Below are 14,788 nucleotides of genomic sequence, written 5' to 3' on the forward strand. Positions count from 1 at the left end.
GGCCGGTGTGGCCAGGATCGGTGTTGGTGCGCGGCTGTTCGGCGCGCTCGCTTTCAACGGGCTGGTCGCTTTCCTGATCGGGCTTGGTGCCTACATCGCCTTCGACGGGCTGCATGCCGGCATCACCAAGGTCACGTCGGAACAGTTCCCGGCGGTCGTCGCCTCTGCAAAGCTGGAGCGCCAGCATCAGCGGATCATGCGGACCCTGGAACAACTGGCTCTGTCGCAGGAGAATTTCGGACGCGAAACGATCAAGCAGGGGCTGGCCGACCAGTTGGACGGCTATGACCGGTTGCTGGCGGAGATGGTCTCGTCCGATGGCCGGCAGGCGCAGCGGATCGCCGGTCTGAAATTGCAGCGCGATGAGATCCTGCGGCTGCGTGACGCCATCGACCGCGGCGTGACCGCCCGCATCACGGCACGCCGCGCCCTGGCCGACCGCAACCGCGATGTCCGGCGCATGGCCGACGCCCTGGCCGAACCGGCGCTGCGCGGGGTGGAGGATGCCGACGTGCAGCGCTGGCTGGCGATGGCGGAGCGGCTGCTGTTCCTGATCGCCTCGGTCCATCAGGCGGAGAACAGCTTCGCGCTGACCCGCTTGGCCGACAGCGCCGCGGCGCAGTTGGCGGTGCTGGACGGCTCCATTCCGTTGGGTGGAGACGTGTCGGAGCGGCTCGCCCGGCTGGCCGAGAGCATGCGGTCGGTGGTCGAGGGCGACCGTTCGGTCTTCCGCCAGCGGCAGGCCGAGTTGCAGGCGTCGGAGATGCTGAACGGACTGGTCGACCGCGCCAATCAGGTGTCGCTGATCAACACCGGGCTCAACACCGGCATCTTCGTCGAACAGACCAAGGCGGCGGAGGAAAGCCGCCAGCAGGTCATCGAGGTGTCGACCACCTACACCCGCCTGTTCTTCGCCTCGGTCGGCGTGGTGGTGCTGGGGATGGTGCTGTCGGTGCTGTATGTGCGGCGCAAGGTGCTGGCCCGGCTGTGGGCGGTCAGCGAGGCGATCCGCGACCGCACCGGCGGCGGCCGGGCCGAGGTGCCGGTGACCGGCACCGACGAGATCGGCCAGCTTGCCCGCGCGCTGCGCTTCTACATCCAGGAGACCGAGGACAAGAGCGAGGCGCTCCGCCGCAACGAACAATGGCTGCGCACGGTGCTGGAAGTGGCCCCGGTCCCGCTGGTGATTTCCGGCCGTGCCGACGGCCAGATCCGCTTCGTCAACCGCCGTGCCGCCGATCTGTTCGAGGTCGACGAGGCCGGCGAACTGCTGGGCCGTCCCGCCGCCAGCGTCTGGTCCGTCCCCCAGGTGCGCGACGAGTTCGTCCGCGACGTCTTCACCAGCGGCCTCGCCCTCGATGTCGAGACGGAGCTGGTGACCCGCACCGGCCGCCGGCTGTGGGGCCTGCTGTCCGGCATCGCCTTCGAATTCCAGGGGGAGGAGGTGCTGCTCAGTTCGGTGGTCGACATCACCCGCCGCCGCGAGGCGGAGGAACTGTTGCGCCGGACCCAGGCCTTCCTGGACGCGGTGATCGACAATGTGCCGAGCGTGCTTTACGTGCTGGACGGCGACAGCGGCCGCGTCCTGCTGTGGAACCGGGCGGCGGAGGACTGCTTCGGCACCCGCCGTGCCGATATCGGGGACCGCACGCTGACCGAGGTGCTGGGACCGGAGACCGGGCGGGCGCTTGCCGGCGGCGATCCCGGTTCGATGCGCTCGCTGGGGGTGGAGGAGCTGGTGCTTCCGCGCAACGGCGAGAACACCGTCTTCGCCTTGCAGCGCCATCCCTTCGAATGGTCGGGCGATGGGCGCTGCCGCATCATCTGCGTCGCCAACGACATCACCGCCTCGCGCCGGGCGCGCGAGGAGTTGCGGCTGGCCAAGGAGCGGGCGGAACGCGCCGACGCCGCCAAGACCGAATTCCTCGCCACCGTCAGCCACGAGATGCGCACGCCGCTGAACGGCATCCTCGGCCTGTGCCGGCTGCTGTTGACCGGGCAGCTGCATGCCGGCGAGCGGCGCTATGCCATGTCGATCATGCGTTGCGGCCATGGGCTGCTCGATCAGGTCAACGACATTCTCGATCTGCGCAAGATCGAGGACGGCAAGCTCGATCTCGACCCTGCGCCCTGCGCCCTGCTGCCGGTGCTGGAGGAGGTCGTTGCGACAGTGGAAGGACTGGCGAACGAGAAGGGGATCGACCTCGATCTCGAGATCGCGCCGCAGGTGCCGGATCAGGTGGTGGTCGACCGTCAGCGGCTGCGCCAGATCCTGGTGAACCTCGTCGGCAATGCGGTGAAGTTCACCGAGCGTGGCGGGGTCGACCTCCGCGTCGACATCGAACCGGCTCCGGAACGTTCCGGGTCCGGAGAGATGCTGCGTCTGGCGGTGCGCGACACCGGCATCGGCGTGCCGGCGGACCGCCGCGCCGCCATCTTCGAGAAGCTGGAGCAGGCCGATCCCAGCATCGCCCGGCGCTTCGGCGGCAGCGGGCTGGGGCTGGCCATCGTCCGCCACCTGCTGGATGCCATGCAGGGCAGCATCCGCCTCGACAGCGCGGAGGGGCTGGGCAGCGTCTTCACCGTCACCATCCCGTTGCAGCGGGTGGTCGAGCCGGCGCTTCCTACCCGGCCCGGCCGGCTGCTGCCGATCAGCCGGGTGCGCTCGCTGGCCCTGCTGCTGGTGGAGGATGATGCGATCAACCGGGAGGTGGCGCTGGGCCTGCTGTCCGACGCCGGCCACCGCATCACCGTGGCGGAGACCGGCGAAAAGGCGCTGGAGCTGGCGACCCGGCGGCGCTTCGACGCCATCCTGCTGGACATCCGCCTGCCCGACATCGACGGTCCGGAGGTGGCGCGCCGCATCCGCGCCCTGGAGGATGCCGACCGCGCGGCGGTGCCCATCGTCGCGGTGACCGCCAACGTCTTCGCCGCCGACCGCGCCCGCTACATCGCCGCCGGCATCGACGCGGTGATCGAAAAACCGATCTTCCCCGAACGGCTGATGCACCTGCTGTCGAACGCCGTCGCCTCGCGATCCGATGACGACGAGGATGCGGCGGTCGTGATGGATCCGGCGGAAACGCCCGCCCGTCCGCCGGTGGTCGAGGACGATGTGAACGAGGAGATTCTGGAGCGCTACATCCGCTCCCTGGGGCCCGCCCGCTTCGGCACCATCCGTGGCCTGCTGCTGGAGTCGGCGCAGGAGGGGCTGCCCCGACTGACCGCCGCCGACACCCCCGACGACGAGATCGAGGACATCGCCCACAGGCTTGCCGGCGCTGCCAGCCATTTCGGCCTGACCGCTTTCGTCGGCCTGATGCGCGCGGTGGAAGACGGGATGCGCGAAGGCCGCCGGGCGGAGGCGCAGGAGCTTGCCGCCACCGCGGAGTCGGCCTTCAGCCGCGGCCTTGCGGCGATGGATGCGGTGAGGGAAGTGCTGGAGGGGGTTTGAGGCGGGGGTTGAACTCCCGCCTCATGCCACGCTGCTCACGCCCCCTTGGCGGCGCGATAGGCTTCCATCAGCTGGCGGCCGGCGGCGAGGATGCCCTCGCGGTCGCCCTTCTTGACCAGGGTTTCATCGACCAGCTTGCCGCCGGCGCCGACGCAGGCGACACCGGCCGCGACATAGGACGCCACGGTGGTGGCGTCGATGCCGCCGGTGGGGACGAAGCGGACGCCGGGGAACACCGACTTCAGCGCCTTGATGTGGGCCGGGCCGACGGTGGAGGCCGGGAAGATCTTGATGGCGTCGGCACCGGCGGAGATGGCGGCATGCACCTCGGTCGGGGTCAGGGCACCCATCAGGCAGGCCACGCCATGGTCGCGGCAGGCGGCGGCCACCTTCGGCACGACACAGGGCGACACGACGTACTTGGCGCCGGCCTTGACGACGTCGGCGACGGCGGCCGGGGTCAGGACGGTGCCGGCGCCGATCAGGGCGCCGCCCTCCGCCGAGAGTTCCTCGATCAGGCCGACGGCGCCGGGGGTGGTCATGGTGATCTCGAAGGTGCCGTAACCGGCCTCGCGCAGCCAGGTCACGGCGGTGCGTGCCAGATCGGCGGAGCTGTTGCGGATGACCGGGACGACGCCGTAAGCGACGAGCTGATCCAGGATTTCGACGGGGTTCTGGGAGGTGGACATCAGGATTCCTCGGAGGTCTTCTGGGTGACGGTGGATTTTGATGGGGAAGCCGGTCGTTCCGGCACGCGATGGTGCCCGGCCAGCACGGCCTTGATGCGGGCCAGACGGCGGTCGAGGCCGGGCGGGGACTGCAGGCCGACCGCGACGGTCAGCACGTCGATCAGCGCCAGCTGCGCCAGCCGCGAGGCCATCGGGGTATGGACGGCGGTGTCCTCGTCCACATCGACGGTCAGGCGGATGTCGGCGCGTTCGGCCAGCGGCGTTGCCGACGCGGTGATGGCGATCACCGTCGCCCCGCCGTCGCGGGCGATGGCGGCGACGTCGAAGATTTCGTCGCTGGTGCCGGTCTTGGAGATCGCCAGCAGCGCGTCGCCGGGGCCGAGCGTCGCCGCCGCCATCGCCTGGAGATGGGCATCGGTGCTGGCGGTGACCTGCGGCAGCAGGCGGAACAGCTTGTGATGGGCATCCAGCGCCACGGTTCCCGATGCGCCGACGCCGACGATCTGCACCCGCCGCGCCTGCGCCAGCACCCCGGCCGCCTTTTCCAGCGCCATGCCGTCCAGCCGGCTGCGCAGGCGGACCAGCGCGTCGATCGAGCGGTTCAGCACCTTCTCCGCCGCACTGGCGACGCTGTCGCCGGGAGAGAGGTCGCGCACCAGCGGGGTCGGGCGGTCGCCGACCTCCTCCCGCACGGCGGACGCTGCCAGATGCTGGGCCAGCGCGATCTTGAATTCCTGGAAGCCGCCGAAGCCGGCGGAGCGGCAGAAGCGCAGGACGGAGGGTTCGCTGACCCCCGCCTTGCCGGCCAGCTGGGCCAGGCTGTCGCGCACCGCGGCCCCCGGATCGGCCAGCACGCTGCGCGCCACCGCGGCTTCCGCGCGGCGCAGGCTGTCGAGGGAGGAGGCGATGGTGTCCAGCATTGGAGTGGCCAGCGTGGCTGCCGAGGAACGATTGTAGTTTTACTACAGACGCGTCATTCTGTCGACCTGCCTGTGAAGCAAAGCTACAATTCGTTTGCGCACCCCTTTACTTTCCGGCTGGACGTTTGAGGGGCGGGCAGCCAATGCCAGGCCCAATGCCGGATGATGGTTCCGGGGGACCAAATGAAAAGCCCCTCTCCGGGGAGAGGGGCTTTCTGATGGGTCAGGCCGACCGTACCTGACTGAGGAAGCGGTCGATCTGCTGCTGGAGACGTCCGGTCTGGGTCGAGACCTCCTGGGCGACCGACAGGACTTCCTGGGCCGACTGGCCGGTCTGGCCGGCGGCGGTGCGGACCTGTCCGATGTTCTGGGAGGCCTGGGCGGTGCCGCCCGCCGCCTGCTGGACGTTGCGGGCGATTTCCGAGGTGGCGGCGCCCTGTTCCTCCACCGCCGCGGCGATGCTGGCGGCGATGTCGTTCAGGCGGGCGATGGTCTGGCCGATGCTGCGGATGGCGTTCACCGCCTCGCCGGTCGCCTGCTGCATGGCGCCGATCTGGCCGGCGATCTGGTCGGTGGCCTTGGCCGTCTGGCTGGCCAGCTGCTTGACCTCCTGCGCCACCACGGCGAAGCCCTTGCCGGCCTCTCCGGCCCGGGCCGCCTCGATGGTCGCGTTGAGTGCCAGCAGGTTGGTCTGGCCGGCGATGTCGGAGATCAGGTCGAGCACGGCGCCGATGCGGCTGGCAGCCTCGTTCAGGTCCCGCATGGTGCTGTCGGTGCGGTCGGCTTCGCTCGCCGCCTTGGCGGCGATGGTCGCCGATTCCGTCACCTGCCGGGCGATCTCGCTGATCGACTGCGACAGCTCATGCGCGGCCGATGCGGCACCGTCGACATTGACCGACGCCGTCTCCGCCGCCTCGGCGGCGTTGCCGGCCCGGCGGGAGGTATCGTCGGCGGTCGCCACCATGCCGGCGGCGGTCTGGTGCATCTGGGTGGCGGCGGCGGAAACCGTCTCCACCACCGTCTTCACGCCGTTCTCGAACTGGTCGGCCAGCGACAGCATGGTCTGGCGGCGTTCGCCGGCGGCCCGCTGGCGTTCGGCCTCGGCGGCGGTGCGGGCGGTCTCCACCTCGCGTGCGGTGTCGCGGAAGACCAGCAGTGCAGCCCCCATCTCCGCGATCTCGTCCTGACCGTTCAGCGCGATTTCGGCATCCAGATCGCCGGCGGCGATGCGGCCCATGCCGGTCTTGAGCGTCATCATCCGGCGGATGACGATCCGGCCGATATAGAGCCAGACCACCAGGATCGAGACCAGGATGCTGACGCCTGCGACGGCGATCTGCGTCATGCGGCTGTTGTCGAGCATGCGGCCCGTGGCGGCGCTGGCTTCGGCGATGCTGCTCTTCTGGCCTTCGACCAGGGTGGCGATGCTCTTGGCCAGCGTGGTGGTCAGGGCGTGGTTGCTTTCCAGCAGCTGGGTGAAATAGCCTTCGATCGCCAGCTCCTTCTGGCGCAGGGTGACCAGCGACGTGTCGCCCGTGCCGAAGCCGGTCAGCAGTTCCGCCTGCTTGGTCGCGACGGCGGCCAGACGTTCCGGCAGCCCCTGGGCGTTGGCGCTGAGGCCGGCCAGCGACACGCCGATCCGGGTTTCGATGATCGCCAGCCGCTGCTCGTCCCGGGTGGTCGCCGCCTCCATCAGCATGTTGCGGATGTTGGCGGCCTCGGTCGTGACGGAGACCAGTGGCTTCTTCTGCGTCATCACCTGGGTCAGGGTGGCCGCCGCCTCGCGCATGGCGGTGGCATCCGCATCCGGCTCCGCCAGGGTGGAGCGGGCCTGTTCCTCGTCATTGTTCAGGACGGAGTTCCAGGGCGCGGCGAATTTCTGGATTTCAGTCTCGGCCGCCATCACCTTCGGCATGGTCGCCGTGCGTTCGGCGGCGAGCGCCACCCGTTCGGCAGCGGCCTGGTCGAGTTGCGTGAGATTGTCGAGCAGCCCCTTCGATGCCTCTTCGATGGCGGCGAGCTGAGTCCCGGCGGAACCGCTGGCCCTGAGCCGGGTCAGACGCGCATTGAACTCCTCCTTCGCGGCGGCGATTCGGGCGGAGACCGCCTCGCGCGCGGCGGCGGTGTCGGCGGAGGTCAGGGCCGGGGCCAGCGCCACCAGCCGTTCGGCCTGCTGCGCCACCGCCATGCCTTCGGTCATCGCCGGCACCGCTTCGCCGACGATGGCGTCGATGGTCGTGCGCACGTTCGCATAGCCGATCAGCGCGACCGCGGCGGCGACCAGCGTGCCGGACAGCACCACGCCGATGGCGATCATCAGCTTGGCGCGCAGGCCGGAATACCAGGCGGCACCCCCGGCGTGTGCATTCTGGCGCGTCATGATCTGGCTATCCTTCGACATCCCGTCCTCCCCCCGGTGCTCGGACACCGGCTCTCCACAGGCCATTGCGGCCGGCCATTCCGGCTCTCGCCGCACCATCGTTTCATCGCGTCCCGCCCTGTGCCGGCGTCGCCGATGTCACAGGAAAGGTACAATTGTAAATAATTCGACCGTTCCACGACTAGGAAAGCGCCAAATTCACTAAGAAAGAAATAAGGAGAATCCACGATTCTTCCGTGGCAGCCTACGAAACATGCCGCAACGCAATGGACAGGCGCCCATGCCCTGTAACAATTTCACTAAAAGCGCGCATGCCCTGGTGGGCGCAAGTCGGAATGGCGATCTACGCCAGTCGTCGGCATATATAAAGTTGGTGATATAACAGTTTTATTCACAACCGACGGAGGCAGGCGCGGCGCATATCGGCAGATCGACAAAAAAGGGCTGGCCTTGCAGAAAAGGCCAGCCCGTTCAGTTGGAGGCAAAATGGCTTCGGCGCCGCGTCAGGCAAGTGCTTCGCGCGGGCCGAAGAACTCGTGCACGATGGCCGACTCCGGCAGGCCCAGCGCGGTCAGCGCCTTGACGACCGCGGCCATGAAGGGCTTCGGACCGACGACATAGGCGGCGACACCCGGTTCCTTCGGCAGCAGCTTGCCCAACCGCTCCTCATCGAGCAGGCCGATCATGTGCGGCGTGTCGCCCGGCTGCGGGTCGGCATAGCAGTAGACCGGTTTCAGCGTCTCATGCAGGGAGGCCAACTGGTCGATCTGCCGACGGAAGGCGTGGACCGAGCCGTTGAGTGCGGCATGGACATAGATGACCTTGCGGCCGGCGGCCAGCGCCTGTTCGGCCAGCGGCAGGGCGGGGGTCTGGCCGACGCCGCCGGTGATCAGCAACAGCGGACCGGCGCCCTCGCGCAGCACGAACTCGCCGGCGGGCGGATAGGCGTCGATTTCGTCGCCGACCTGCACGCGGTCGTGCAGGAAGCCGGAGACCAGCCCCTGCGGCTCCCGCTTCACCGAAATGCGGTAGTCCTTGCCGTTGGGCGAGGCCGACAGGCTGTAGTTGCGGTGCACGGTCTCGCCGTCGATGCTCAGGCGCAGGCCGAGATACTGGCCGGGATGGAAGTCCATCACCTTTCCGCCATCGACCGGCGCCAGCCGGAAGGAGGTGATGACGGCGCTCTCCGGAGTTTTCTCGACGATCCGGAAGCGGCGGGCGCCGCGCCAGCCGCCGGTCAGCGCCGCCTTGCGGGCATATTCCTTCTCTTCCGCTGCGATCAGCAGGTCGGCCAGCTGCCAATAGGCCGCACCCCAGGCGTCGGCGACCTCGGTGGTCACCGCGTCGCCCAGCACCTTGCCGATGGCTTCCATCAGGCAGGTGCCGACGATCTTGTACTGGTCGGGGGTGATGTTCAGCGAGACGTGCTTCTGCACGATGCCTTCGACCGCCGGGCCCAGAACCTCAAGCCGGTCGATGTTGGAGGCATAGGCGATGATGGCGTTGGCCAGGGCCTCCGGCTGGGCGCTGCTGCGCTGGTGGCTCTGGTTGAAGACGGCGCGCACCTCGGGGAAGCGCTCGAACATCAGCGGATAGAAGGTGCCGGTGATCTTGTTGGCGTTGGCGGCGACGACGGGGGCGGTGGCCTTGATGACGGCGATCTGGGCAGGCGTCAGCATGGGTGGGGGCAATCCTTTTGCGCGTCACGATGTCGCAATGGAGTGGCAAACCCTGTGCCAAAGCGACGCAGCCTGGAATTCCGCCCCACGTGGACGAAGTGTTGTCAAAGCGACCACGGATGCTACGATGTCGGATGGACAACGAAGCGGTCATTTCGACATCGGCGCTCCCGCTGGAAAAGGTCGGAGCCCTGTTACGGGCGCTGGACGATCCGGCGCGGCTGTGGCCGTTGCTGCTCGACCTGATGGCCCGCCATCTGCCCTGCGACGCCTGCGCGCTGCTGCGCCGGGACGCTCGGGCCGGAATCGGGCAAGCAGGGGAAGGGCTGCTGGTGCCGCTCGCCACCCGCGGGCTCAGTCCCGACACGTTGGGCCGGCGTTTCGAACTGAACGAACATCCTCGCCTGAAGGCGATCGCCGAGGTGGAGGGCGGACCGTTGCGCTTCCCCGCCGGCTGCGAGCTTCCCGATCCCTATGACGGGCTGATCCCCGACCTGCGCCAGCGGCTGCATGTGCATGACTGCGTCGGGGCGTCGCTGACCGTCGACGGGCGGCCTTGGGGCATGCTGACCCTGGACGCGCTGAACGAGGGGCGCTTCGACGGCTGGGAGGAGGCGATTGCCGACTGGGCGCGGCTGGCCGCCGATCTTGCCGCCGCAGTGGAGCGGCGTGCCGCCCTGACCGGCGATGGCGGGGCGGGCTTGCGGATCCTCGACGACCAGCCGCAGGGTCTGGGCTTCGATCCCGTCGGCGCCAGTCCGCCGATGGCGAGTCTTCTGACGGAGATCGACACGGTGGCGGCCAGCGACCTCGTCGTGCTGGTGCTGGGCGAAACAGGGGTGGGCAAGGAGTTGGTGGCGCGACGGCTGCACGCCCGCTCTCCCCGCGCCGCCGGGCCGCTGGTCCATGTCAACTGCGCCGCGTTGCCTGACGCGCTGGTGGAAAGCGAACTGTTCGGCCATGTGCGCGGCGCCTTTTCCGGCGCGGTCGCCGACCGGCGCGGCAAGTTCGAGCTGGCCGACGGCGGCACCCTGTTCCTGGACGAGGTCGGCGAGCTGCCGCTGGCGGCACAGGCGAAGATGCTGCGGGCCTTGCAGAACGGCGAGATCCAGCGCGTCGGCTCCGACCGCCACATCACCGTCGACGTGCGGGTGATCGCCGCCACCAACCGCGATCTGGCGGCGGAGGTGCGGGAGGGCCGCTTCCGCGCCGACGTCTATCACCGGCTCAGCGTCTATCCGCTGCGGGTGCCGCCGCTGCGCGACCGCGGCACCGACATCCTGCGGCTGGCCGGCCTGTTCCTGGAGCGCAACCGGGCGCGGCTCGGCCTGCGCAACCTGCGCCTGTCGGCGGCGGCGGAGCGGCGCATGCTGGCCTATCCCTGGCCCGGGAATGTGCGTGAGTTGGAGCACGCCATCGGCCGCGGCGCCATCCGTGCCCGCGTCGCCCGCCCGCCGGATGGCGGCGTGCTGACCCTGACCCCGGCCGATCTGGGTTTGGCCGATCTGGGGCTGGAGGGGGGGGAAGGGAGTGCCGTGACGATAACGGCGACCGTGCAGCAGCCCCGCTCGATGGCGCCGCAGGCAGCGCCCGACCTGCCGGAACTTCCGCTGCGTGATGCGGTGGAGGATCTGGAGCGCCGGATGATCCGCGAGCATCTGGCCCGCCATGACGGCAACTGGGCGCAGGTGGCACGGGCGCTCGGGCTCGACCGCAGCAACCTGTTCCGCCTCGCCCGCCGGCTGGGGTTGCGGGAATGACGGCAGAGAGGCTGTCCTGGCGCGCGGACATCGACGCGATGGTCTTCCAGCCGGCGGGGCACGGCGGCTGGTGCGCCGTCCGCCGGCTGGCCTTCCGCGCCCACCTCCTTTAGAACCCCATCTGCCGCGGCATCCACAGCGCCAGATCCGGCCAGACGATCACCGCGACCACCACCAGCAGCATGGTGACCAGCGGCCACATCACCCAGCGCAGGGTGCTTTCCATCGTGCAGCCGGTCATGCGGCAGGCGACCATCAGGTTGACGGCCATCGGCGGGGTGAACTGGCCGACGGCGATCATCAGGGTCAGGATGACGCCGAACCAGGTCAGGTCCCAGTTGTAGGCCTGGGCGATGGGAATCAGCAGCGGCAGCAGGATGATGAAGATCGAGATGCCGTCCAGGAAGGTGCCGACGACGGTCAGCAGCACCACCAGCAGCGCCATCACGCCATGCTCGCCGAGGCCGGAATGGATGATGGCGTCGGCGATGGGGTCGATCACCGACAGGGTGCTCAATGCCCAGCCGAACACGCTGGCAAGCGCGATCACCGTCAGGATGATGGCGGAAATCTCCGCCGCCTCGACCAGCATGGAATAGAGGTCGCGGAAGCGGATGGTTCGGTAGACCACCATGCCCAGCAGCAGGCCGTAGGCGACCGCGATCACCGCCGCCTCCGTCGGAGTGAAGATGCCGAGACGCAGGCCGCCCAGGATGATGACCTTGGCGAACAGGCCGAGCGACGCGTCCCACAGGCTGCGCCAGAAGGGCGGGCGCGGTTCGTGCGACAGCTTGGCGCCCAGATTGTGTTTCCGCGCCAGCCAGAAGACCGGAATGATCAGAGCCAACCCGGCCAGCGTGCCCGGAATGATGCCGGCGGCGAACATCGAGGTGGTCGGGGCGGCCGGGACAAGCACGCTGTAGATGATCAGCGCCACCGACGGCGGGATCAGGATGTCGGTGGCCGCCGCCGCGGCGATGACGCTGGCGATGTAGGGGCGGGGATAGCCGGCGCGGATCATGCTGGGCGCCATGACGCCGCAGACCGCGGCGGCGATGGCGGGACCCGAGCCCGAAATGCCGCCCATCATCATCGCCACCACCACGGCGATGACGGCCAGCGCGCCCTTGCCCTGGCCGACGATGGCGGTGGCGAAACGCACCAGCTTCTGTGCCACGCCCGAGCGGTCGAAGATGGTGCCGGCCAGCACGAACATCGGGATGGTCAGCAGCGGGTACTTGGCGATGCCGGTATAGACGCTGGTCGGGACCGAAATGACGCCGAGATGGGCGAAGGCGATGGCGGCGGTGCCGGCCAGCCCCAGGGCGGCGGCGATCGGCACCCCCAACACCATCATCACCAGAAAGGAGCCGAAAAGCAGGGTGGTGATCACGGCTCGCCCTCCGGCAGATGCCCGGTTTCCAGCGGCTCGGTGCCCTTGTGGATGCGGATCATGCGGCCGACCGCCCGGGCCAGCACCACCAGCGACAGAACCGGCAGCCAGACCGTATAGATCCACTGCGGCAGCCCCAGAGCCGGCGAGGTCACCTCGAACCGGTAATCGTCCCAGGTCGCCCAGGTGCCGTAGACCACCAGCAGCCCGTACATCAGCGCGACGCAGGCCATGGCGAACTGTTCCGCCCGGCGGCGGTTGGCCGGCGACATCTTGTCGGTGACGAAGGTGATGCGGATGTGGCGGTCCTTCACCACCGCGGCCGAGGCGCCGAGGAAGGTCAGGATCACCATCAGCGCGATCGAATATTCCTCGGTGAAGGCAAAGGAGACGTCGGTCAGGTAGCGCACCACGACGTTGGCGAAGGTGATCAGGGCCACCACCGCCATGGTGACGGCGACCAGCACCTCTTCGATGCCCAGTGGGACGCGGGGTTTCGGCACCGGCCGGACGACGGTGGGGTCGTGATCGCTCATATTGCCAGGGTCCAGATGGAGGGAGCGGGATTATTCCCTTCACCGGGCAATCAATGCAAGAAACGATCTCCCGGCCGGATTACTCCGCCGGCATGCCGGCCATCCCGTCTTCGCAGAGCGCTTCTTCACACAGAGGGAGCCGCAGGGTGAAGACGCTGCCCTCGCCCAACCGGCTGTCCACCGTCACCGTTCCGCCATGCAGCGCCGCGATGCGGCGGACCATGTTCAGCCCGACGCCGCTTCCCGCCGCCGTCCCGGTGTTGGACGCGCGGAAGAAGCGGTCGAACACCCGTTCCCGCTCGCCGTCCGGGATGCCGATGCCCTGGTCGGCGACCGACAGCGCCAGCCATCGTCCATCCGCCGCGTTCTCCGTGCTGGCGCGGAGTCGTACCGGCGTGCCGGCAGGCGAGTATTTCAGCGCATTGTTCAGCAGGTTGTGGACGCACAGCTCCAGCATCGGCCCATCCCCCGCCATCCGCTGCGGACAGGCGGCCAGATCCAGTTCGATCCGCCGGCCGGGGGCGGCATCGCCCTGGGCCGAGGCGGCGGCGCGCAACAGGGCCGGCAGATCCAGCAGGTCGTGGCGGAGCGTGAAGGCAGGGTCGTTCAACCGGTCGTCGGCCAGACAGGTTTCCAGAATATTGACCTGCCGGCGCACGGCGCGACGAATCTTCTCCAGTCGCGGCAGCATGCCGGGGGCCTTCACCTCGGCATCCATCGAAAGAAGCTGGGCGGCGCCGTCGATGATGGCGAGCGGGGTCTTGAACTCGTGCGCCGCCATCGACAGGAAGCCGTTCAACGCCCGCTTGGCCTCCTGTTCCGCCACCAGCCGCTCTTCGGCCTCCAGCCGGGCGAGGTCGAGGCGCCGGACGGTGTCCTCCAACCGCATCTCGGCCCGGTGACGGTGGGTCACGTCGCGCAGCATCAGCAGGCAGCCGACCTCGCGCCTGCCGCCGCCCGCCGTCAGCGGCACCCAGGTAACCTCGAAGCTCCGTGGGGAGCCGCCGCAGTCCAGCGTCAGCGATCCCGGTGCTGGTGCCGGCATGGCGGCGACCATGCTGGATAGGGCCGACAGCCCGGGCAGGTCGACAAGCCGTCGCCCGATCGCGGCATGATCGCCGGCGAGCGCCTGTGCCGCCGGATTGGCTTCCACCACGGTGCCGTCGCCGTCCAGCACCAGCACCGGATCCGGCACCGCGTCCAGCAGCGCGTCGCGGGCCACCGGCAACAGTTCGAACAGGCGCCGCCGGGTGATCAGCCAGTAAAAGATCCCATCCATCATCAGGAAGCTGAAGGCGGTCGGATCGAGGTCGAACAGGGTCAGGTTGCCGAAGACATAGCCGGCATTAGCGGCCCACGGCACCGCCATTACCACCAGAAAACCCAGGTAATGGGTGCGGTAGGCCGGCATCGCCCGGTGGATGCCGCTGGCGGTGACGACGATGCTCATCACCATGAAGGCGTAGATGTAGATGGTGACGGCGTAGAACAGCAGTCCGTGGCTGTAGACCAGGGCGGCGCCCGGCTCCGCGTCGACCGGGTGGACGGCGGTGTATAACAGGTGGTGGGCATCATTGGTCAGGGCCACGGCCCAGGTCGCCAATCCGATCGTCACCAGCACCAGCCGCCAGCGTGCCGGCAACTCGCCCCTGGTGTAGGACCACAGGAAGAACGCCCACAGGCTCGGCGTGCAGACGATGCCCAGCCAGGCCATTTCCGCCCACAACAGCTTGTCGGCGGGAGCCGGCACCATGCTCTCGACGGCGACAGCTGTCGACCACCAGGCGGCCGACAGCTGCATCAGTACGAAATCGGTGCGGCCGGGAAAGGCGGGCAGGGTCCAGCTGCGCGCCGCGATCCACAAGGTTGCCACGACTGCGGCCAGAAGCAGGACTGACGGCAGGCTCATCGCGGAGAGGTCATTGCGGTGCGCTCGGGAAAGACGGGAAAGGCAGCGGCCGAACAATGAACCCTCCG

The 14,788-nt window shown here is 68.8% G+C and carries 9 protein-coding genes; 2 read left to right on the forward strand and 7 right to left on the reverse strand.

Annotated elements, in window-relative coordinates:
* Positions 1 to 7: 7 nt before the first annotated feature.
* Positions 8 to 3,454, forward strand: a complete 3,447-nt coding sequence (locus J2848_RS15320) for an ATP-binding protein (RefSeq protein ID WP_246193908.1) — start codon at positions 8 to 10, stop codon at positions 3,452 to 3,454.
* Positions 3,455 to 3,489: 35 nt separating this feature from the next.
* Here the strand turns inward: J2848_RS15320 and J2848_RS15325 are convergent, their stop codons facing one another.
* From J2848_RS15325 to hmpA, 4 genes are all read right to left on the reverse strand, one after another.
* A complete protein-coding gene (locus J2848_RS15325; RefSeq protein ID WP_149231909.1) occupies positions 3,490 to 4,143 on the reverse strand; it encodes a bifunctional 4-hydroxy-2-oxoglutarate aldolase/2-dehydro-3-deoxy-phosphogluconate aldolase in 654 nt (217 codons plus the stop codon).
* Positions 4,143 to 5,063, reverse strand: coding sequence for a MurR/RpiR family transcriptional regulator (locus J2848_RS15330; protein WP_149231908.1), 921 nt, complete (start codon positions 5,061 to 5,063; stop codon positions 4,143 to 4,145). Before J2848_RS15330 ends, J2848_RS15325 begins: the two co-directional genes overlap by 1 nt.
* 223 nt (positions 5,064 to 5,286) lie before the next feature.
* A complete protein-coding gene (locus J2848_RS15335; RefSeq protein WP_246193907.1) occupies positions 5,287 to 7,464 on the reverse strand; it encodes a methyl-accepting chemotaxis protein in 2,178 nt (725 codons plus the stop codon).
* A 482-nt stretch (positions 7,465 to 7,946) separates the two neighbouring features.
* Positions 7,947 to 9,122, reverse strand: coding sequence for an NO-inducible flavohemoprotein (gene hmpA, locus J2848_RS15340; RefSeq protein WP_149231906.1), 1,176 nt, complete (start codon positions 9,120 to 9,122; stop codon positions 7,947 to 7,949).
* Between the two features lie 134 nt (positions 9,123 to 9,256).
* On the opposite strand from hmpA, the gene norR reads away from it, so the two are divergent.
* The gene (norR, locus tag J2848_RS15345; RefSeq protein WP_149231905.1) at positions 9,257 to 10,882 is read left to right on the forward strand and encodes a nitric oxide reductase transcriptional regulator NorR; all 1,626 of its coding nucleotides are present in this window, start codon (positions 9,257 to 9,259) and stop codon (positions 10,880 to 10,882) included.
* A gap of 109 nt (positions 10,883 to 10,991) precedes the next feature.
* On the opposite strand, the gene J2848_RS15350 is transcribed toward norR, so the two are convergent.
* From J2848_RS15350 to J2848_RS15360, 3 genes are all read right to left on the reverse strand, one after another.
* Positions 10,992 to 12,275: a TRAP transporter large permease gene (locus J2848_RS15350; protein WP_149231904.1), complete on the reverse strand. Its 1,284-nt coding sequence runs from the start codon at positions 12,273 to 12,275 to the stop codon at positions 10,992 to 10,994.
* A complete protein-coding gene (locus J2848_RS15355; protein ID WP_149231903.1) occupies positions 12,272 to 12,811 on the reverse strand; it encodes a TRAP transporter small permease in 540 nt (179 codons plus the stop codon). The genes J2848_RS15350 and J2848_RS15355 overlap by 4 nt, the downstream gene beginning before the upstream one ends.
* A 79-nt stretch (positions 12,812 to 12,890) precedes the next feature.
* A complete protein-coding gene (locus tag J2848_RS15360; protein ID WP_149231902.1) occupies positions 12,891 to 14,720 on the reverse strand; it encodes a sensor histidine kinase in 1,830 nt (609 codons plus the stop codon).
* Between the last annotated feature and the right edge of the window lie 68 nt (positions 14,721 to 14,788).

The sequence above is a fragment of the Azospirillum lipoferum genome, from assembly GCF_024170005.1.
Classification (GTDB): Bacteria; Pseudomonadota; Alphaproteobacteria; order Azospirillales; family Azospirillaceae; genus Azospirillum; species Azospirillum lipoferum.

Coding starts and splice junctions, on each gene's coding strand:
- J2848_RS15325 (WP_149231909.1), bottom strand. CDS start 4,143: ATGTCCACCTCCCAGAACCCCGTCGAAATCCTGGATCAGCTCGTCGCT.
- J2848_RS15330 (WP_149231908.1), bottom strand. CDS start 5,063: ATGCTGGACACCATCGCCTCCTCCCTCGACAGCCTGCGCCGCGCGGAA.
- J2848_RS15335 (WP_246193907.1), bottom strand. CDS start 7,464: ATGTCGAAGGATAGCCAGATCATGACGCGCCAGAATGCACACGCCGGG.
- hmpA (WP_149231906.1), bottom strand. CDS start 9,122: ATGCTGACGCCTGCCCAGATCGCCGTCATCAAGGCCACCGCCCCCGTC.
- norR (WP_149231905.1), top strand. CDS start 9,257: ATGGACAACGAAGCGGTCATTTCGACATCGGCGCTCCCGCTGGAAAAG.
- J2848_RS15355 (WP_149231903.1), bottom strand. CDS start 12,811: ATGAGCGATCACGACCCCACCGTCGTCCGGCCGGTGCCGAAACCCCGC.
- J2848_RS15360 (WP_149231902.1), bottom strand. CDS start 14,720: ATGAGCCTGCCGTCAGTCCTGCTTCTGGCCGCAGTCGTGGCAACCTTG.